The organism is Colwellia sp. Bg11-12 (genome assembly GCF_014076955.1).
In the GTDB taxonomy this organism is placed as follows: Bacteria; Pseudomonadota; Gammaproteobacteria; order Enterobacterales; family Alteromonadaceae; genus Colwellia_A.
In genome coordinates, this window is the sequence record NZ_JACGUZ010000059.1 from 392,239 (window position 1) to 412,838 (window position 20,600).

Annotated in this window: 17 protein-coding genes; 10 read left to right on the top strand and 7 right to left on the bottom strand. The window is 36.8% G+C overall.

What is annotated here, in order from left to right; all coding sequences use genetic code 11:
• Positions 1–5: 5 nt before the first annotated feature.
• The 3 genes from tldD to H4J39_RS07665 all read left to right on the top strand — a co-directional run bounded on the left by tldD (position 6) and on the right by H4J39_RS07665 (position 4,503).
• Positions 6–1,445: a metalloprotease TldD gene (gene tldD / locus H4J39_RS07655; RefSeq protein WP_182227009.1), complete on the top strand. Its 1,440-nt coding sequence runs from the start codon at positions 6–8 to the stop codon at positions 1,443–1,445.
• A 257-nt stretch (positions 1,446–1,702) separates the two neighbouring features.
• Positions 1,703–1,942, top strand: a complete 240-nt coding sequence (locus H4J39_RS07660) for a hypothetical protein (protein WP_182175477.1) — start codon at positions 1,703–1,705, stop codon at positions 1,940–1,942.
• An 86-nt stretch (positions 1,943–2,028) separates the two neighbouring features.
• Complete coding sequence (locus tag H4J39_RS07665; RefSeq protein ID WP_182227011.1) at positions 2,029–4,503, top strand: TonB-dependent receptor; 2,475 nt, start codon at positions 2,029–2,031, stop codon at positions 4,501–4,503.
• Positions 4,504–4,565: 62 nt separating this feature from the next.
• Here the strand turns inward: H4J39_RS07665 and H4J39_RS07670 are convergent, their stop codons facing one another.
• Positions 4,566–5,396, bottom strand: coding sequence for a S1 RNA-binding domain-containing protein (locus tag H4J39_RS07670; protein ID WP_182227013.1), 831 nt, complete (start codon positions 5,394–5,396; stop codon positions 4,566–4,568).
• Positions 5,397–5,465: 69 nt separating this feature from the next.
• On the bottom strand, positions 5,466–5,918 hold the full coding sequence (locus tag H4J39_RS07675) for a TerB family tellurite resistance protein (protein ID WP_182227015.1): 453 nt from the start codon (positions 5,916–5,918) through the stop codon (positions 5,466–5,468).
• Between the two features lie 191 nt (positions 5,919–6,109).
• Here H4J39_RS07675 and nagX point away from each other — a divergent pair, with 191 nt between their 5' ends.
• The 5 genes from nagX to H4J39_RS07700 all read left to right on the top strand — a co-directional run bounded on the left by nagX (position 6,110) and on the right by H4J39_RS07700 (position 12,855).
• The gene (nagX, locus tag H4J39_RS07680) at positions 6,110–7,261 is read left to right on the top strand and encodes a transmembrane glucosamine N-acetyltransferase NagX (RefSeq protein WP_182227017.1); all 1,152 of its coding nucleotides are present in this window, start codon (positions 6,110–6,112) and stop codon (positions 7,259–7,261) included.
• A 267-nt stretch (positions 7,262–7,528) separates the two neighbouring features.
• Positions 7,529–8,728 (top strand): efflux RND transporter periplasmic adaptor subunit, encoded by a 1,200-nt coding sequence (locus H4J39_RS07685; protein WP_182227019.1) that lies wholly within the window; start codon positions 7,529–7,531, stop codon positions 8,726–8,728.
• A 3-nt stretch (positions 8,729–8,731) separates the two neighbouring features.
• Positions 8,732–11,872 carry an efflux RND transporter permease subunit gene (locus H4J39_RS07690; RefSeq protein WP_182227021.1) on the top strand — a complete coding sequence of 1,047 codons (3,141 nt, stop codon included), beginning with the start codon at positions 8,732–8,734 and terminating at the stop codon, positions 11,870–11,872.
• A 166-nt stretch (positions 11,873–12,038) separates the two neighbouring features.
• On the top strand, positions 12,039–12,341 hold the full coding sequence (locus H4J39_RS07695; RefSeq protein ID WP_182227023.1) for a hypothetical protein: 303 nt from the start codon (positions 12,039–12,041) through the stop codon (positions 12,339–12,341).
• 94 nt (positions 12,342–12,435) lie between these two features.
• Positions 12,436–12,855: a hypothetical protein gene (locus H4J39_RS07700; RefSeq protein ID WP_182227025.1), complete on the top strand. Its 420-nt coding sequence runs from the start codon at positions 12,436–12,438 to the stop codon at positions 12,853–12,855.
• Between the two features lie 2 nt (positions 12,856–12,857).
• Here H4J39_RS07700 and H4J39_RS07705 read toward each other — a convergent pair whose 3' ends face one another.
• The 3 genes from H4J39_RS07705 to H4J39_RS07715 all read right to left on the bottom strand — a co-directional run bounded on the left by H4J39_RS07705 (position 12,858) and on the right by H4J39_RS07715 (position 16,089).
• On the bottom strand, positions 12,858–13,385 hold the full coding sequence (locus H4J39_RS07705; RefSeq protein ID WP_182227027.1) for a histidine phosphatase family protein: 528 nt from the start codon (positions 13,383–13,385) through the stop codon (positions 12,858–12,860).
• A gap of 41 nt (positions 13,386–13,426) precedes the next feature.
• Positions 13,427–14,863 (bottom strand): Si-specific NAD(P)(+) transhydrogenase, encoded by a 1,437-nt coding sequence (gene sthA / locus H4J39_RS07710; RefSeq protein ID WP_220462150.1) that lies wholly within the window; start codon positions 14,861–14,863, stop codon positions 13,427–13,429.
• Positions 14,864–14,970: 107 nt separating this feature from the next.
• Complete coding sequence (locus H4J39_RS07715) at positions 14,971–16,089, bottom strand: fatty acid desaturase (RefSeq protein WP_182227028.1); 1,119 nt, start codon at positions 16,087–16,089, stop codon at positions 14,971–14,973.
• A 228-nt stretch (positions 16,090–16,317) separates the two neighbouring features.
• On the opposite strand from H4J39_RS07715, the gene fabR reads away from it, so the two are divergent.
• Positions 16,318–16,941, top strand: coding sequence for an HTH-type transcriptional repressor FabR (gene fabR, locus H4J39_RS07720; protein ID WP_182227030.1), 624 nt, complete (start codon positions 16,318–16,320; stop codon positions 16,939–16,941).
• Here fabR and trmA read toward each other — a convergent pair.
• Positions 16,938–18,044 carry a tRNA (uridine(54)-C5)-methyltransferase TrmA gene (gene trmA, locus H4J39_RS07725; protein WP_182227032.1) on the bottom strand — a complete coding sequence of 369 codons (1,107 nt, stop codon included), beginning with the start codon at positions 18,042–18,044 and terminating at the stop codon, positions 16,938–16,940. The two genes, fabR and trmA, sit on opposite strands and share 4 nt — an antisense overlap.
• A 247-nt stretch (positions 18,045–18,291) precedes the next feature.
• Here trmA and H4J39_RS07730 point away from each other — a divergent pair, with 247 nt between their 5' ends.
• A complete protein-coding gene (locus tag H4J39_RS07730; protein WP_182227034.1) occupies positions 18,292–19,563 on the top strand; it encodes a DUF5610 domain-containing protein in 1,272 nt (423 codons plus the stop codon).
• A gap of 76 nt (positions 19,564–19,639) precedes the next feature.
• Here H4J39_RS07730 and H4J39_RS07735 read toward each other — a convergent pair whose 3' ends face one another.
• Positions 19,640–20,083 carry an RNA-binding protein gene (locus H4J39_RS07735; RefSeq protein WP_182227036.1) on the bottom strand — a complete coding sequence of 148 codons (444 nt, stop codon included), beginning with the start codon at positions 20,081–20,083 and terminating at the stop codon, positions 19,640–19,642.
• Between the last annotated feature and the right edge of the window lie 517 nt (positions 20,084–20,600).

A 20,600-nucleotide genomic window follows, 5' to 3' on the forward strand; every position in this document is an offset into this window, starting at 1 on the left:
AAAATATGAATAGTGTTGAGCGTGAACTTTTAGCAGATAGCCAAATTGACCGAGATCTTTTAGATCAAACGTTAAACAATATATATCAACGTAAAATTGATTTAGCTGATTTATATTTTCAGTCAAGTAGCCATGAATCATGGATGTTAGAAGATGGCATAGTCAAAGAAGGCTCTTATAATATTGAACGTGGCGTTGGGGTACGGGCAATATCAGGTGAAAAAACAGGTTTTGCATATTCTGATGATATATCTCCAATAGCTTTACAAAAAGCAGCCGACGCTGCTAAAGGTATTGCTAATGCAGAACAGAATGGTCGAGTACTTGCTTTTAAAAGCCAAGCGGTTAAATCCGTTTATCAAGATATTGATCCTTTAGGCAGTTTAGCGCAAGAACAAAAAATCACCTTGATGCATGAAGTTGAAGCCCATGCACGTTCGATTGATAAACGTGTTCAGCAAGTTATTGTTAGCTTGTCGGGCGTTTATGAAAAAATACTTGTTGCGGCTAGCGATGGAACTTTTGCGACAGATATACGCCCACTTGTTCGCTTAAATTGTTCGGTACTCGTTGAAGATAATGGTAAACGTGAACGGGGCAGTGCAGGTGGTGGTGCTCGTACAGATTATAGCTATTTCTTTGAGCTTGAAAATGGTAAAGCGCGTTATTTAGCTTATGCAGAAGAAGCGGTTCGTCAAGCCTTAGTTAATGTTGTGGCAATAGAATCACCAGCCGGTATGTTACCTGTGGTACTTGGCTCAGGTTGGCCAGGTGTTTTATTGCATGAAGCGGTTGGGCACGGTTTAGAAGGTGACTTTAATCGTAAAGGCTCATCGGCATTTTCAGGAAAAATTGGTCAGAAAGTGACCTCTGATTTATGTACTATTGTTGATGACGGTACTATTGCTAATCGTCGTGGTTCAATTTCAATTGATGATGAAGGTACACCCGGGCAATACAATGTGTTGATCGAAAAAGGTGTTCTCAAAGGCTATATGCAAGATAAGCACAATGCTAAGCTGATGGGGGTAGCACCTACCGGCAATGGTCGCCGTGAATCTTATGCACATTTACCTATGCCTAGAATGACTAATACTTATATGCTTGCGGGTGAACACGACCCGAAAGATATCATTAAGTCAGTAAAAAGAGGCATTTACGCGCCACATTTTGCGGGTGGTCAAGTTGATATTACCTCTGGAAAATTTGTTTTTACCAGCTCTGAAGCTTACCTTATTGAAAACGGTGAAATTACTTCGCCAATTAAAGGTGCTACTTTAATTGGTAGTGGTCCTGAAGCGATGAAAAATGTCAGCATGGTCGGTAACGACCTGAAACTTGATGCTGGCGTTGGTGTTTGTGGAAAAGATGGACAAAGTATTCCGGTAGGTGTTGGCCAACCTACTTTGAAAATCAATGAAATGACAATTGGCGGCACTCAGTAGTTCATTCCTGAATAAATTACTTTTAAGAAAGTCATCCGCTATTTAGAAATAAATTGCTGATGACTTTTTTTTTGCGCTAGTTATCAAGAGGAATATTTTTGCAAAACATTATAAAAGTAATAACAATCGCTATTTTTATTAACAGGGATTGAAAAATAGTTCTAGTTGTTATAATGTAACAACATATGCGTAGTAATTACTTTTTATTTACACAGTTTTTTTCACAGAGTAGGCAATCAATAATAAGTTTATTGATCATGTCTGCATTTCTGTGCGCCACGCTTAGTCATAGTTCGCATGGTGAATTGATACCTGATAATGTTGAATTACAGCAGTGTAAACTGTGTCAGCATAACATTGACACGCCAAAGAATAATATCACTTTAAAACTGGTTAACGTCAGTAATTATCAACAATCCACGCAAACGTTAATTATAGTTAATCGTTACACGCCATTTTATTTGATACCACAGTTACGTGCCCCCCCTGTTCAATAGATAATAATTAATACAGTTCAAAAATAAAAATTTTAGAAAATTAGCTTAATCGCTAATATTCTTTAGATCTATCTATTGGAAAAAAAATGAAATCAATTTATATCAATAAAATTGCACCTTTGTGTGCTCTCTCTTTATTAGTGGCTGGCGCTAGCCATGCACAACAGTTTTCAGGCGTTGTGCTTGATGCTAATGGAAAAGCTGTTGCTAAGGCAAAAGTTTCTTTGGTAAATACAAAGTATAAGACCGTGACTGATGAAAAAGGACAATTTACCTTTAGTGATATTACTCGTGGAAAAGTAGAGTTGCACGTTAGCGCAAAAAACTTTAGTCATATTAATGAACATTTCACTATTAGTGAACAAGACCTTAATAATGTGAAAATTTCAATGCGATCGACCGTCATGGAAGTGATTGATGTTTTCGCGACACCATTACATTCATCAAGTATTGAGTCAGCATTGCCTGTCAATGTTATTTCAGGTGACGACTTGCGTTTAAAGCAAGCATCTACTTTAGGTGAAACACTGAAAAATGAAGTCGGAGTTCATTCAAGTTATTTTGGCCCAGTTGCAAGTAGTCCGATAATACGCGGTATGGACGGACCAAGAGTGTTGATCACGCAAAATGGTTTAGACGTAGGAGATGCTTCGCGTGTTGGACCTGACCACGCGGTTGCAGCCGAAGCTGGTACAGCACAGCAGGTAGAAGTTTTACGTGGGCCTTCAACACTCTTTTATGGCAGTGGCGCAATTGGTGGTGTGGTGAATGTTGTTGATAATAGAATACCAAAAACCATTGATAACCAAGTTGACTATTTACTTAAACACAATGATGTTGCTGATGAAAATGAAGCGACGTTAAATATTAATACCGGTTACAAAAGTTTAGCCTTACACCTTGATGCTTTTTGGCGTGAATCAAATGATTACAAGATCCCAGGCTATGCGACTGCAGCAGAAGACCATGATGAGCATGAAGAAGATCATGATGAGCACGAAGAAGATCATGATGAACATGAAGACGAAGAAACTAAAGGTATTCTAGAGAACAGTGCCTCAAAGTCGTCGGGCTTTACCGTTGGCTCAAGTTATTTGTTTGACGCAGGATATATTGGCTTTTCGTATGGACGAATGGAAAGAACTTACGGTATTCCTGGGCATTCAGAACAAGGTGAAGAAGAACATGGAGAAACAGGAGCTGAAATCAGTGAAGAAGGCGCTGTTTTTGGTGATTTAGTACAAGACCGATATCAACTACTGAGTGAAATTAGTTTTGAAGACAGTTTTATTAATCGCGTGATGACTAAAGCTGCTTACACAGATTACCAACATCAAGAAATTGAAGGAGGTGAAGTAGGTACTCAATTTAATAATGAGATGTTAGAAACACGCTTTGATCTTTATCATCAAGCTGTTGATGGTTGGAAAGGCGCATGGACATTGCATTATAAAGAAAATGATTTTAATGCGATTGGAGAAGAAGCATTCACGCCTCCTTCAAATACAGAATCAATTGCCATTGCTTGGCTTGAAGAGAAACACATAGATGATGTTTTATGGCAATTAGGTATACGCGTTGAACATGTAACCTTGAGTGCAAATAGTGAAGTTGAATCACACGATGAACATAGCGATGAACTAGGCAGCCATAAAGAAGAAGAGTCGCATTTTAATAAACAGAGCTTTACGCCTATAAGCGCGTCTTTAGGCGCTGTATGGGAATATTCAAGGGGTTATAATATTGGGGTTTCCGCGGCGTTTTCTCAGCGAGCACCCTCAGCGAGTGAATTGTTTTCAAACGGTGCTCACATAGGCACAAGTACTTATGAAGTCGGGGCATTATTTACTGTGCATGAGGAAAGTCATGAAGGACACCATGAGCTACATGTAGACTTGTCTGATCAAAATGTCGCATTAGAAACTGCCTATAATCTTGATATCACGTGGAGAAAATTTGAAGGGGACTTTGGTTTCGTGGCCAGTGCTTTCTATAATCATATTGACGATTACTATTATCAAGCGAATACTGGTTTATTTGCAGAAGACGGACATGATAGTCACGATGAAGCTGTTGAGGATGACCACGCAGACGAAAGTGAAGGTTTACCTGTTTATGTATTTCAACAAAATAATGTTGTGATGTATGGCGTAGAAGCTGAGTTGTTTTATCAGTTAACGCCTACGCTTAAAGCAACGGTATTTACGGATTATATCCGTGCAAAGCTTACAGATAATGACAACAATAACTTACCAAGGATCCCTCCGATGCGTGTCGGTGGTCAATTTAACTATGTTACTGACAAATATTCTGCTGAGTTAAGTGCTACTCATTATTTCGAACAATCAGATACTGCTGAATTAGAAAGTAAAACAAACGGTTACACTATGTTTGATGCTAACGTCAATTTTTTCATTGATGGACTGGGTGACGATTTGGTGGCTTTTGTTAAAGTAAATAATATTACTAATGAAGAAGCGCGAGTGCATACTTCATTTTTGAAAAATGTTTCACCATTGCCAGCACGTGGTTTGACGGTAGGTGTTCGAGGAAGTTTCTAAAGCGGAAAATAATGACTTTGTAGATGAGGTTAATGCTTCATCTACAAAGTATGTTTAACTATTTACTTTAATCTAAGGCCTGACTTTTCTATGGTTATTTTGTCATTCTTTAACAAATTTCCCACTGTCGCTTTAAAGGTTTTTTTACTAACACCAAGTATACGCTGAATAAGTTCTGGAGAACTTTTATCATGTAATGGGCTAAAACCGTCATTCTCTGCAATGTGTGCCAATAATTTATCGGCAAAATCGTTTACTTTCCCTTCTCCTGAACGAGAGAGTGACAAATCAATACGGCCGTCTTCACGTATGTTTTTAATATAACCGTCAACTATCTTACCAACACGTAGTGGTTGAAAAATCTCATTGTCGTAAAGCAAACCCCAATGTTTATCGTTGATTATTGCTTTAAAACCAAGGTCAGTTTTTCCACCAATCATCAATTTAACTTTATCCCACTTTTGATAATCAGCAGGCCAAATATCAATATATTTGTCGAGTTTACTTGAAGCGGCAATGCGGTCTGTTGTGGTATCAAGAAAAATGCGTACTAAATAATATTTCCCTTCTTCCATAGCGGTATGCTGTTGGTTAAAAGGAACAAGTAAATCTTTAGGTAAACCCCAATCAAGAAAAGCACCCATTTTATTTAACTGCTTTACTTTTAATGAAACAAACTCATCAACTTGACCCAATGGTTTATCGGTTGTGGCAACTATGCGCTCAGCAGAATCGAGATAAATGAAGACAGTAATCTTATCTTCTACTTTACAATTTTCAGGAACAAAACGGTTTGGTAACAATACTTCACCGAGTTCCCCACCACCTAAATAAGCACCTTTATCGGTGACTGCAACTACAGAAAGGGTATTATATTTACCAATATCGGCCATTTGAATTTACCAAGAAAATTAATATGAAATCTTAAACGCTATAATAACGCATATCAAAAATGAAAGATGTTATTTTCTTGGTTTGGTTTGAATATATTCAGCGTGGCGTAGCTGAAGTAAATCGCCGATTTTACGGATAACATGCTCTTCAATACTTGCCAGTTCACCATCAGCATAAGCCATTTTCCATAAATGCTCGACCATTGTTATGCGTTGCTCAATAGAAAAGTGTTGATTTATTTTTGAGGTGTATCGATAAAAATCAGTTGCTTGTTCACTTTGCATTAATGCTTCGTCAATAACTTGCTTAACTTCTTCTTCATTTAAATTAAACTGTTCGACCAATAATAGCGCCAGCTTAGCTTGCTCATGTTGATCAAAGTGTCCGTCAGCACGCATAACCTCACATAAAAGTACGGCACAGGCTAGCTCTATAGTAACCTCGTTAGCATTATCTTTTGTGGCGTTATCTGTTAAATCATCAGCTAGATTTTGAAAAAAAGAACTAATTTTAGTAAGCATCTACATTCCTTAAGTTAAGACCATCACTTTATTGTTACGCCCAGCAATAAAGAAAACAAGCAGATAATGATTATATTTGATAACAAATTGTGTCTAATTGCTATTTCATCTTGGGAATATTATGATACAAATAGTTATGACAGCGCTGTCTTTTGTGGGCGTTAAAAATAGTGTTAATTAAAGGTCTAAAAATGTTAAGTGAACAAGGCTTAAAAACTCAACAAATAAAAGTAATGAAAAAAAGGTTACTGTCTATTGATGCTTTACGTGGCTTTGATATGTTTTGGATTTTGGGTGCAGAAAGCTTATTTGCAGCACTGTTTATAGTAACCGGTTGGCCTATTTTAGCGATATTTTCCGAGCAAATGGAACACAGTCTTTGGCACGGGTTTCGTACTTATGATTTAATATTTCCACTCTTCATTTTTTTATCGGGTGTTAGCTTAGGTATTGCAGCAAAACCCTTATCAAGTTATGAGCCAGAGCAATCTAAATTAATTTTACATCATGGTATTAAGCGTTTAGTGCTGTTAATCAGTTTTGGTATTTTATACAACCATGGCTGGGGCAACGGTATCCCTGCATCATTTGATGGTATTCGCTATGTTAGCGTTTTGGGGCGTATCGGTATTGCTTGGTTTGTGGCTGCTATGTTGGTTTGGTATGCGAGTGAAAAAACACAATGGTTAGTCGCGGGCGTTCTTTTAGTAGGGTATTGGCTACTCTTAAATTTTGTTACTTTGGGCGGTTATGGTGGCGGAGATTTTTCAGCTAACGGTGCATTGAACGCTTGGTTTGATCAAAATTTATTACCCGGTATAACTTATCAAGAAATGGCTATTGACCCCGAAGGTATTCTCTCGAACGTTACCTCTATTGTAAATGCACTAGCCGGTGTCTTCATTGGTCGTTATATGATAAAAAATATATCGTCTCCTAAAACACTATTAATTGGCTTGTCTATTATAGGTTTATTTGTTTTAGCGTTAGGCTACTTATGGGGAATATTTTTTCCTATTAACAAAACATTATGGACAAGTTCATTTACGTTAGTGACTATTGGCTACAGTATACTTTTACTCACCTTCTTTTATTGGCTTATTGATGTATTAAATTTTACCTTATGGGCTAAATTTTTTGCGGTTATTGGCACAAACTCAATCATTGCTTATTTAGGTTCAAGCTTCATTGATTGGCAATATACGTCACAAAGTATTTTTGGTGGCATTATCAATATTTTGCCTGTTGGTTGGCAACAATTTATGATTTTTAGTGGAATGGTGTTTCTTCAGTGGTTAGTCCTTTATTGGCTATATCGAAGAAATATTTTTATAAAAGTATAAATATTGGTTAAAAGTACTAATAGTTCAAAAGGCTGATTTTTAAGTGCAGCCTTGTTTTTTTCTCTATGAATAAAAACAAGGTAGGTAAGTTATTGTTATTAAATGTTATTTTAATTATTATGACTGTTTTTACTTTTAATACATTATTTCGGCTCGTATCTTGTAACAAGGATTTACAACTTAATTGCTTGTATAGACCATTAATTAGTTACTCTATACGTAATTAAAAGAATTATTGTATTTGATCACATTTATGAGGACATAACCGTGACACGTAAAAAACAAATTATCATCCCTATTGCCATTCTAATCGTTGGCATCTTATTGTTTTTTGGCTTTTCAAGCATGAAGAAGCCACCAGAAGAAAAAGCTGAAGTTGACAATAGGCCCATCGTAGCCGTTGAAAAAATTCATATTGCGCCAATGGACCTAACCGTTAATTCATATGGTGTTGTTCAACCTAAATATGAAACTGAATTGGTGGCACAAGTTAGCGGTGAAGTCGTTGAATTGGCGGATGTTTTTGTACGAGGAGGTTTTGTTGCTAAAAATCAATTGCTTGCACGTATTGACCCAAATGATTATCAAGCTGCACTCATTGATGCTGAAGCGACCATGGCTTCGGCACGTGCTTCTCTTGAAACAGAGCGTGCCCAAGGTCAAGTGGCGGAACGTGAATGGAAGCGCATTACAGACACGTCTCCTACTGAACTTAGTTTGCGTAAACCACAATTAGCACAAGAACTCGCTCATGTTAAATCAGCGCAGGCATCAGTACTTCTTGCAAAGCGTAATTTAGAGCGTACCGAAATTAGAGCGCCTTATGATGCAATGATTGAAAGCCGTACGATTGGTTTAGGATCTTTTGTTGGTACGGGTAGTAAAGTAGGTAAATTATTAGGGACAGGTGTTGCTGAAGTTCGCTTACCCGTTGCAGATAATCAGCTACAGTTTTTAGTCTCGCAAGGTGAAGACGCACAGGTTAACTTGATTGGCACTTATGCAGGTAAAGATATAATTTGGCAAGCAAGAATCGCACGTAGTGAAGGTGTAGTTGATAACAAAAGCCGTATGAGCTATTTAGTTGCTGAAGTTCAAGACCCCTATGGCTTAAAAACTAAAAAAGAAACACTCAAGCATACCCCCATTCGCTTTGGCTCTTATGTTACAGCAGAAATCTTTGGTGTTAGCCTTAAAGGTGTAACATTACTTCCCCGATACCTTGTTACCAATGGTCGCGTTGCTATTTTGGCGGCTGACTCAACATTGCACTATGTCAATATTACTATTGCTCGCGAGGACGGTTCGAATATGATCGTAACTGATGGTTTGAATGAAGGTGATCAAATTATTGTTTCAGCATTAGACTATCCCGTTGACGGTATGAAATTGGTCTTACAAGGTAGTAAAAGTGACGTAACTACTGAAGAAGCTCCTGAAACACAAATCGCAAGCACTAAGGACTAGATGATGGATGATACCAATAAAGGCTTAATTGCTTGGTTCGCCCGTAATAGTGTGGCGGCAAACTTATTGATGATATTTATTTTAGTGGGTGGTTTTTTTACCATTAGCACTATTAATAAACAAATGTTCCCACAAATTAATATCAATTGGATCTCTTATACTGCGCCTTACCCGGGGGCTGCGCCTCAAGAAGTTGAAGAAGGTATAACGATTAAAGTTGAAGAAGCTTTGGAAACAGTTCAGGGTTTAAAGCGCGTAATTACCTATTCAAACCGTAATTTTTCAAACGGTTGGTTTGAAGTTGACCTTGATTATGATCCGCAAATTGTTTTGGAAGAAGTTAAATCTGCTATCGATTCTATTTCTAGTTTCCCTGATGGCATGGAGCGTATTAAAGTTGAGCGTGAAAAGTTTCGCCAAGAAGTGATGTACATCAGTCTATATGGCGACTTAACCAATGGTGAGCTGAAAGAGTTAGGACGAAAAGTTCATAACGAAATTCAACAACTGCCTTTTGTTAACATTTCAGAATTATACAGTGGACTAGACTACGAAATATCCATTGAGGTGAGCAAAGATAAGTTACGTGAATATGATTTAAGTTTTAGCGATATTGCTCAAGCGGTGCGTGGTTACTCACGTAATATGTCTGCAGGACAAATTCGTGCAGAAAATGGCTATATTAACTTACGTGTTGAGAACCAAGCTTATCGGGGACATGAGTTTGAGCAAATACCTGTTGTTACCTTAGCGGATGGTACTAAAGTTTTATTAGGCCAAATTGCTACAGTTATCGATGGTTTTAAAGAAGGCTTACAGTATTCAAAATTTAATGGTGAAAACTCAGTCACTATTTTTATTGGCGCGGCCAATAATCAAAGTATTACTGATGTTGCAGAAGTCATTAAAAAGTATGTTGATGACAAAGCGAAGGTACTTCCTGAAGGCGTTAAGTTAGAAACTTGGGTTGATATGACCTACTATCTTGAAGGTCGCTTAACGATGATGATAGACAACATGAAAAGTGGGGCAATATTAGTTTTTATAATGTTAGCGCTATTTTTACGTGTTCGTTTAGCTTTCTGGGTGATGATGGGTTTACCTGTTTGTTTTCTTGGTACTTTGTTCCTGATGCCATTAGAATTTATCAATGTCACTATTAATGTTATTAGCTTGTTTGCCTTTATCTTAGTGTTAGGTATTGTTGTTGATGATGCTATTGTTATGGGGGAGAGTGCCCATGAAGAAATAGAACAGAATGGTCATAGTACTGAAAATGTTATTCGCGGCATTCAACGTGTTGCAATGCCAGCGACCTTTGGTGTATTAACAACGATTGCTGTATTCCTGCCTTTTCTTTTTGGTGAAGGCCCCTCCGCTGCGTTTTTTAAAGCCATTGGCTCAGTCGTGATCCTTTGTTTAATCTTTTCTTTAATTGAGTCAAAGCTTATTTTACCCGCGCATTTGGTAAAAATGAAAATTAAGGCTTTTAATCCTAAAAATCCAGTCGATATATTACGTCGGTGGATTGATACCAAACTAAAAAACTTTATTGATAATATTTATCGACCCGCGTTAATTACTTTTATTAGCTATCGTTACGCGGTATTAATGTTTTTTATTAGTTTAATGCTAATTTGTGTGGGATTGTTTAATGGAGGTTTTGTTCGCTCCGTTGGTCAAGCTAAGATCCCACATGATTTTCCTCGCGTTAATGTTGAAATGAACGTAGATGCCTCTGAGAAAGCGACCTTGCAAACCTTGTTAAATATTCAAGGTGTTATTAATACCATAGATAAAGAGATTGAAGCTGAATACGGTCAGTCAATGATCTCTGATATGCAAGTTGATTTACGCAGCCGAACCAGTGGTCAATTGATGGTTAAATTAGTGATACCTGAATTACGACCGATGAATACTTTTGAACTGGCTGATTTATGGCGCGCCGCTATTCCTAATTATCCCGGTGTAAAGTCGTTTACTATTGGTGATAATTTATTTGGCTCCGGTCGAGATGATGGAGATATTGCCTTTAGATTAGAAAGTAAAGATGACGCACAATTACTCGCCGCATCGAGAGAGTTAAAAACTAAACTTAACTCTTTAAAAGGTATTGGCGATGTTAATGATAGTCGTCAAACCAGTGCCAAAGAAGTTCAATTTGAATTGAAGCCATTAGCCTATAGTTTAGGCTTAACTTTAGCTGATATTGCTTCACAAGTGAGCTACAGTTTTTATGGTCTAGAAGCACAGCGTATTTTACGTGACAGCGAAGAGGTGAAGGTGATGATCCGTTACCCACTTGACCAACGAAGCTCTGTTGGCCATGTCGATGATGTGATGATAAAAACAGCTAATGGTGCTGAATTACCTTTGTCAGAACTGGCAAATATTACCCTACAAGAGGGGGTTACACGTATTCGTCGTGAAAATGGTAATCGGACCATTAACGTTTGGGCAAGTGTCGATGCTGAGCAAGTTGAGCCATTTAAAGTTGCTAATGATATTAAAGACAACTTTATTCCAGAACTGTTAAGAAAATTTCCAAAAGTTCAAAGCGAATTGTCGGGCAGTATTCAAGAAGAAATGGATGGTCTAAATAGTCAGATACGTGATGGTGCTATCTCGTTTCTGATTGTATTCTCACTATTGGCAATACCGTTGAAATCTTATTCGCAAGCGGCGATGATTATGGTGGTGATTCCTTTTGGAGTTATTGGCTCTGTGTTTGGTCATTTTATCTTAGATATGGACTTAAGTGCATTATCTCTTATGGGAATATTAGCGGCGTCTGGTGTGGTCGTTAATGACTCCTTAGTCATGGTTGACTATGTTAACAATGCCAGAAAATCAGGCGTTAAACTAAAAGATGCGGTAATACATGCCGGCACTAAACGTTTTAGAGCTATCATGCTAACGTCATTAACAACTTTTATTGGTTTAGTACCTATCATCTTTTTTGAAGTCAGCGCTCAAGCACAAATTGTTATTCCAATGGCGATATCTTTAGCATTTGGCGTATTATTTGCGACTATCGTTACACTGGTACTGATCCCAAGTTTATACCTTATTATTGAAGATATGAAAAAGGTATTTAAACGTAAGAAAAAGCAGCCACAACTTGACAAAGTATTAGCGACCTAGTCGTTTCCCCCACAAAGCCATTACCTTGTAATGGCTTTTTTATTTACTTAATTGAGTTTATCTAAAAATAACTTCAGGCAAGCCAGATAAGAAAAGGTATCGTTAACAATAATAGCTGACTATACTGGCGTTAACTGCTAACAAAAAATCAAATAAAGTCATCATTATGAAACATATTTATCTTTTTTCAACGCTTGCGCTAATGACAATAACAGGGTGTTCGACCACTGAAAATGCTTGTGAAGATGTAACGATTGCCAGTGAACAAATTAAAATGTGCCAGTCATTGCAACGCCAAATAACTAACGCTAAAGGTCATCCAGTTATACGTACTGAGTTAGAACGTCGTTTTCAAGTTGATTGCATTGATGTTCGTTATTATCGTGATGATAAGCAAAAGGCTATTTGTGGTAATAAGCATAAAATTGACGAAATAATAAATGCTGTTAAAGAAGAATCTAAGCAATAACCATTCATCAGCGCAATCATAAAAGTAAGCCTCAGGGATTGCTTTTTTTATCACTAATTATCTAATTAAGATGATCAATTTAAGGATGTGCAGTATGTTTAAAAAAATGACTTGTGTTGTTTTATCTGTTGGTATTTTGATGTCCTGCCAACAAGAATCAACTAATCCAATAGATAAGTCTGCTCAATTAAATGTTGTTGCAAAATCAGAGGTTTCTAAAGTGTCAGTCAAACCCTCTTCATCTAAAGTTGACCAGAAACAGTTGTCATTTACTGCAACAGTAAAATATATGAATTTGGAAGGCGGTTTTTTTGGTTTAGTATCCAAAGAAGGTAAGCATTGGTTGCCGATGAACTTAAAGAAAGAATTTCAACAAGATGGCGCTGTTATTAAAGTAAGAGGAAATGCACTAACGGGTATGATGACGATTCAACAATGGGGAACACCTTTTTCAATTACGCACATTGAGTTAGTTAGCGCTGGCCGAAAAGGCACTGCAGATAATTTATTATAGCTTTACTTGCAAACGAGAGGTTGCATTAACAAGGTTAGTTGAGGATTCTTGTTTGAAAAACTAATTTGGTATATGCCTCGATATTGTTTTTCTGTCATCGGTAATACTGAAGTATGGCTTATTAATTCAGCCAATTGTGGTGTGGTGTTACTATGGCCAAAGACAACCGCGTTTTCTTTCTCTTTCATTAGTTGCCAAGCAAGTTGTTCTAACTTGTTTGGGGCATAGTTCTTTATCGCAAGCTTTTGTTGTTGTGCCAGCGGAGCGGCCGTTTCTATAGTGCGCTGATAGCGCGTACTGTATATTTTTGTTACTTTTGCATACTCTAAAATACTGGCCAGTTGCTTAGCACGAAACTTCCCACATTGTGTTAGTCCTGGATCGTCTTGATCTGTTTTCTGTTCAGCATGGCGAATCAAATAAAGACTATAGCTCTTATCTTCACTTTTTTGATACTTTATTTCAGCAGCTTGAACCATAAAAAAAGGTATGCCGATAAAAATAAATAACGGTAAAATTAATTTATTCATTCGTAACATACCTTTCTTACCGTTAATTCAGTACTTATTATTTAAAATAAACGGTTCAAACCATTCAGCGCAGCAACACGAAATGCTTCAGCCATCGTTGGGTAATTGAACGTTGTGTTAACAAAGTATTCAATCGTATTACCCCCATTGGTTTGTTGCATAATAGCTTGACCAATATGAATTATTTCAGCAGCATTTTCACCAAAACAATGAATACCTAATATTTCTTTGGTTTCACGATGAAAAAGCACCTTCAATGAACCGACTAAACTATTTGATATCTGTGCTCTGGCTAAATGTTTGAATTGAGCACGTCCTACTTCATAAGGAATTTTTGCAGCGGTAAGTTCTTGTTCCGTTTTACCGACTGAGCTTATTTCTGGTATGGTATAAATACCCGTAGGAATATCAGCAATAAGTTTTGCGGTACTGTGATGATCTATCATCGCTGAAGCTGCTAATCGACCTTGGTCATAAGCAGCACTAGCTAAGCTTGGATAACCAATAACATCACCAACAGCATAGATATTATCTACACTTGTTTGGTATTGATTATTGACTTTAAGCTGTCCACGACCATCTGCTGTTAATCCTGCATTTTCAACTTTTAAGTCTGCAGTATTACCGGTACGTCCGTTAGCAAATAATAAACAGTCAGCACGCATTTTTTTACCCGACGCTAAATGAACAACGACAGAATCATCAGATGCTTCAACACTTTCAATAGCTTCTCCATGGCGAATAACAACACCATTATTCCATAAGTGATAACTAAGAGAATCAGACATCTCAGCATCTAAAAATGATAATAATCTATCGCGGGTATTAATTAAATCTACCTTGACCCCAAGCCCCCTAAATATGGATGCGTATTCAGAGCCAATAACTCCAGCACCATAAATAATTATAGAACGGGGATCATGCTTGAGTGATAAAATAGTATCTGAGTCATAAACCCGAGGATGATTGAAATCAATATCACTCGGTCTATAGGGATGTGAACCTGTGGCAATAACAATCTGTTTTGCGGTGATTTGCTCAACAGAACCATCACTTTTAACTATTCTAAGCGTATGCGCATCTATAAATGAGGCTTCTCCCGCAACCAGTTCAACGCGGTTACGGTCATAAAAACCACTGCGTAATTGCACTTGCTTGCGAATAACTGACGATGCGTGCTTGAGGATAGCAGGAAATGTTAAATGCTTTGCTTTTTCATGACCTCTGAAAAGCGGGCTGGCATTATATTCAATGAGTCGGCTAACACTTTGTCGTAAAGCTTTTGAGGGAATGGTTCCCCAGTGCGTACAGCCACCACCAACGTCTTTATAGCGTTCTACAATGGCAACACGTTTTTCTTTTTTAGAGAGTTCCATGGCAGTGCCTTCGCCACCAGGACCCGTACCAATAATGATTGCATCGTAATCGTATTTATTGATGATTTTTGTCGTAGTTTTAGCTTTGCTTTTAGTTGCCAAAATCTTGCCTTAAATTCCTACTAGGATTAAAAAATTCTAGCAGGAATTTAGACGTCTGACTATGTAAAAGCTTGATCTACACTATAATACTTAAATAGGAGAACGTTTTATGCAAGTTGTGTTAATAAACGTTGCCAATGTTGTTGCTGGTCAGCAAGGTGCTGTTTAAACTCTTGATACTGCGCAGCTAACTCAGAGCTTTCAACATCAGCAATTAATCTATCTCGCTTACTGGCGAGTAACTTTTTACGAACATCATAATAGTCATTAATTCTAGCAATCAATAAATCATACTCTTGCTGAAGCTTTTCACGCATCTGCTCGGCATTTGGGTGAGCTAGGAGCTTCTTTTGGCTACGCTTAAGTACCATAGCTAATCGTGCTTTCTCAATTTTATCATCTGGATAGGTACGAAGTTTTGAAGTTAACTTCAAAAATTCACAGCACTTAATTAACCATTTAGTAGGATCAAATTGCCACCAACGAATACCATTACGATAATCATTTTCAAAAATATGATGGTAATTGTGGTAGCCCTCACCAAAGGTCAAAAAAGCAAGAAAACCATTATCTCGAGCGCTATTTCTTTCGGTATAAGTTTGTTTACCCCAAATATGCGCTAAGGAATTAATAAAGAAAGTTGTATGGTGGTTCAAAACCAAACGTAGGAAACCCACTAAAAGCAAGCTGCTTATAATGTCACCATGCCATAAGCCAAATACTATGGGCACACCAAAGTTCATCAGTATTGTTAGTAATAAGTAGTTTCTGTGTTGCCACATTACGATAGGGTCTTTTTGCAGATCACGGGTGTTGTCGTAATTAGCATATCGATGTGCTTGATACTCTCGTAGCATCCAGCCTATATGAGAATACCAGAAGCCCCTTTTTGCGGAATAAGGATCCTTTTCATTATTATCAACATGCTTATGATGAATTCTATGATCTGATGACCAATGTAAAATACTATTTTGCAAAGCGAATGCACCACCGAGCGCAAATATAAAGCGCAAAGACCAATGCGCTTGATACGTTTTATGTGACCATAATCGGTGATAACCGGCAGTAATCGACATACCACAATAAATAAAGCAGCAGAATGCAACAAGAAGCTCAGTGTTATCAAAGCCGTGTGTTATTGCGCGATATGGAACAGCTATCGCTGCTACTAAAAAGGTAATTAAAAACACACTAAAATTTAGCCAAACGATTTTAGGTTTGTTCATGTAATAAAAATTCCATCTGTAAAAAAACGAACACTGAATTAAAATTTCAGTGTACACGTGTACACTATTTTAGCTTTGATGACTTTGCAGTCAAGGTAATTTTTATTATAATTTTAATTACTAAGCAATCTTACCCTCTTTATAAAACGTTATTAGTGATCAAGTTTCTAGTAAATAGATGAGAATTCAGTATGATAAGGTTAAGCTAAAGAACAGGTTAATTAAGCAATGAGTGGTATTAGAGCGCAGCAAAAAGAAAAAACACGTCGACAATTAATTGATGCAGCTCTAGGGCAGCTTAGTAGTGAACGTAGCTTTTCCAGTTTGAGCTTACGCGAAGTCGCTAAAGAAGCGGGTTTAGCACCAACGTCATTCTATCGACACTTTTCTGATATGAACGAATTAGGCTTAACGCTGGTAGATGAAGCCGGGCTAACTTTACGTCAGTTAATGCGGCAAGCGAGACAGCGTATTGAAAAAGGAGGCTCCGTTATTCAAATCTCTGTCGTTACTTTTATGGAATTTATTGAAAGTAACGGTAATATATTTCGTTTATTATTGCGAGAACGCTCAGGTACGTCAGCGGCTTTTCGAGCTGCGGTAAACCGAGAAGTTCGTTATTTCACTTTAGAGTTATGTGACTATTTACAGCAAGCGAATAAATTAAATGCAGATGTTGCTTTTTTGCAAGCAGATGCTGCCGTTACTATTGTATTTAGTGCAGGCTCTGATGCTTTAGATGTCGATAAAGACGACCGTCAGCAGATCGCACTACGAACAATACAACAATTACGCTTTATTGCTCGCGGTGCTGCAGAATTTAGTAACCGAAGTGTAAAAAGTAAAACCTAATCAGTTAATTTTTTACGCGATAAAATAACACCGGTTTCAACATGGTGTGTGTAAGGAAATTGGTCAAATAGTGCAAATTTTTCAATGTTATGTGTTTTTACTAATTCAATAAGGTTATCTTTTAAGGTATCAGGGTTACATGAAATATAAACAATACGTTCAAACCGACTCACTAACTCAACACTGTCAGGGTCAAGCCCCGCTCTTGGAGGATCAACCAAAACAGTATCGTAATTATAACTTTTTAGATCAAAACCTTCTAAACGACGAAACTCTCGTTCACCGTTCATCGCTTGGCTAAAATCTTCACTCGACATTCTTATAATATCAACATTGTTCAGCTGGTTTGCAGCAATATTATTTTGTGCTGATTTTACCGATGTTTTTGATATTTCTGTGCCTAACACACGATCAAAATTTTCAGCTAATGCGATGCTAAAGTTACCATTGCCACAATAAAGTTCGATTAAATCGCCACCAATATTTTGAGTGCCTTGCTTTGCCCAAAGTAACATCTGCTCATTAACGTGACCATTAGGTTGAGTAAAACTATTTTCTACTTGCTCGTAGACATAAGTTTTATCACCAACAGTTAAGCGCTCAGTGACAAAATCTTTATCAAGTATAAATTTTTGCTTCTTGGCTCTACCAATAATGTCAACAGGAGCAATCACCGAAAGTGTTGCCTTTAACATAGCGGCATCATTGAGCCACTGCTCATCTAATTGTCGGTGATATAATAAGCTAATTAATAACTCACCGCTTAGAGTTGATAAAAAATCAACTTGAAATAGTCTATGGCGAAGTGAAGGTTTATCTTTAATTTCATCAAGTAAGGCTTTCATCGCCTTATTGATTAACTTACTAGCAACAGGGAAATTATCTACTCGATATTTTTCTTTTGTTTCACTATTAAACATAATGTAAAACAAGTCATCACCATCATGCCAAAGCCGAAATTCTGCTCTTAATCTATAATTTAAAGGCTCTGATCGAAAAACATCAAAGTTAGGCAAGTCAAATTCACTAAACAACTTAGCGATATCATCCTGTTTATTTTCAAGTTGTTTATCATAAAATTGAGGTGCGATGTGACTAAACATATATAAGCCTTAAACATAAAAATAATTAAACGATATTATACTCAATATTAGTGAGTATTACAGAGGCGCTGAGTTTAGCGACTGTGATTACTTTGTCTAGTCATTTGTCTATAATTTTCTTAGTGATGATGGACTCAAGATTAAAGGTTTATCAGTAAATGCCGATATTATAACCATATTAAATTTGAGGATCTGTAGATCTTTGATTGTGTTTAGTTAACCTTTAATTAGATACCGGAGCATTGTAATGAATAAAATTGATAGTCAAACAACTTTGCCTAATTACAAAGGGCAAAGACGCCAAGCCGAACAAATGAAAAACGAAGCGGTTAAAAAGCATATACCAATAGAGTCTTTCGATAATTTAGCACTAAATAATCGTGCCTCTATTAGCATGAAAATTGTATTTCAGTCAGTTTCTAGTCAAATATCAGCAAAGTTTGAAAAATTTCATTATACACAACCAACTAAAAATGTTGCTCAGAGCAATATAGTAGCCAAAGAACCATTAATTAACAGTGAACCTTCATCTGCTATTTTTGATTTCGAAGCGGTTGCTCGAACGGTTATGGACTTTGTTGGTGGCAGTATTCTTGCTGCGCAAGCTAATGGTGCGAGTGATGATGAATTGAAAGAAATGTTTGAGCAAGGACGAGCAGGAGCTAACTTAGGTATTGATCAAGCGATGGGTGATTTAAAAGATCTATCAATACTTGATGATGAATTAGGTCAAGGTATTGAAAAAAGCCGCGACCTTATTAATAAGAATATTGATGACTTATATAAAAAGATATTTCCTGCAGAGCAAAACTCAAAGAGTAATATAGATATAGAGAGTTCAAAAGTTAGAAACTCTGCATTAGACAGCGAACTTTATGTAAGTAACTCAAAAAAGAGTGATCTTAGTATTACTACCACTGACGGCGATATTGTTTCAATATCATTTAGCGAATTACAAGAGTACGGCAATAAAAAAAGTGCTCAGTACCAAGAGAGTAACAGAGGCGTTTCAGAGAACTATACTATGGTAAGTAGCGAGTATCATGAGGTGAATTTTTCCTACAGTGTTGAAGGTGATCTCGATGATGAAGAGAAAGAGGCCATTGAAGCATTAATAAAAGACGTAAATTCCCTACAGAAAGATTTTTTCAGTGGTAATGTTGATCAAGCTTTTGAAAAAGCCGTTGCACTCGGTTTTGATAATGACCAAATAGCTAACTTTAGTATGGACTTGCAACAAACTAAAACAAGTTATGTTAGTCAAAGTTATACAGAAATAGCTGAGTTTGATGAAAGAGAATTACCAAGCGTTAATAAAGAACTGAGACCCTTAATTGATTTTTTAGATCAATTTAAACAACTTCAAGAGACAGCAAACACGCTTTTATCCAAAAAAGAGGATGCTTTTGGCCAACTACTAGATGCGGTGTTCAAGGCTGAATTTGGTGAAAATAAAGAAGCCAAAGACAAGTTTAATAAAGTAACTGATACAGTTAAGGCAGATAATAAAAGTAGGTAAGCGTTATCATTGTTTTTAATCGATAAAAAACCCGCTTTAAAGCGGGTTTATCATTACAGATTAAAAAGTGGTAATGTTACTCTTCTTCGGCATTTTTTTCTGGACGTTCCTTCGCTTCACGTACTTTTAACGTGCGCTGTTGAAACTCAGTATCATTGAGTGATGAAACAGCTGCATCAGCTGCATCGGCAGACATTTCAACAAAACCAAAACCACGACGCTTACCTGTGTGCTTATCTTTCATTAAACGAACAGAATGAACTTGGCCGTGTTCAGAGAATAATTCTCTAATCGCCGACTCATTTGCTCTATAGGGTAAATTCCCTACATATAGTGTTTTTACTTCTTCATCAGCACTCTCTGCTGAACTTGATGTACCAATAAGAGGAGCAATAAAAGCACTAACTAAAACTAATACAGCAGTGATAACTGGTGTGTTGCCTATAAACGTTGATAAAAAGTAAGCAATTACAGCAAATATTACTGCGACGATAAATGTTAACCTTTGAGGAGACTTCATATATGAATACCTAATTATTATTTTAAATTCTAAATTAAAAAACTAAATTGCTGTTACGATGCTATTCAGCTTTGAATATTGTACAAAAGTTGTAAAAAAGATAGGTGTAATTTATATGTAAATAACACCTTACTTATATTAAGCAAAAATTAAAAAGTTTACTACACTAAATAAACATATTAATTAAAAGCACTATTTTAGCGTTCAACTTAATCTCATTAATAGACTATTAAATTAAGTACCGCAAAATTTTTAAACGATCAGAAAGTATATTACTCACATTGTCTTTATTTACAGCAAACAAACAAAAAGATGAAAATAGTGCTTGATCCTTTTTAGAAAATGTCTAGAATGCGCTCCAGTTCCAAGGGGTCCAGTTAAAACGGACCACGAAAGGGCTGTTTTGATAAGTTAACTTCTCTTAATAAGAGCTAAAGAGTTAACTTAACGTTTTAAAATGAAATCTGAATTAACTTCAAATTAAATTAAATAAAACGTTGACATCGAAACTGAGTTG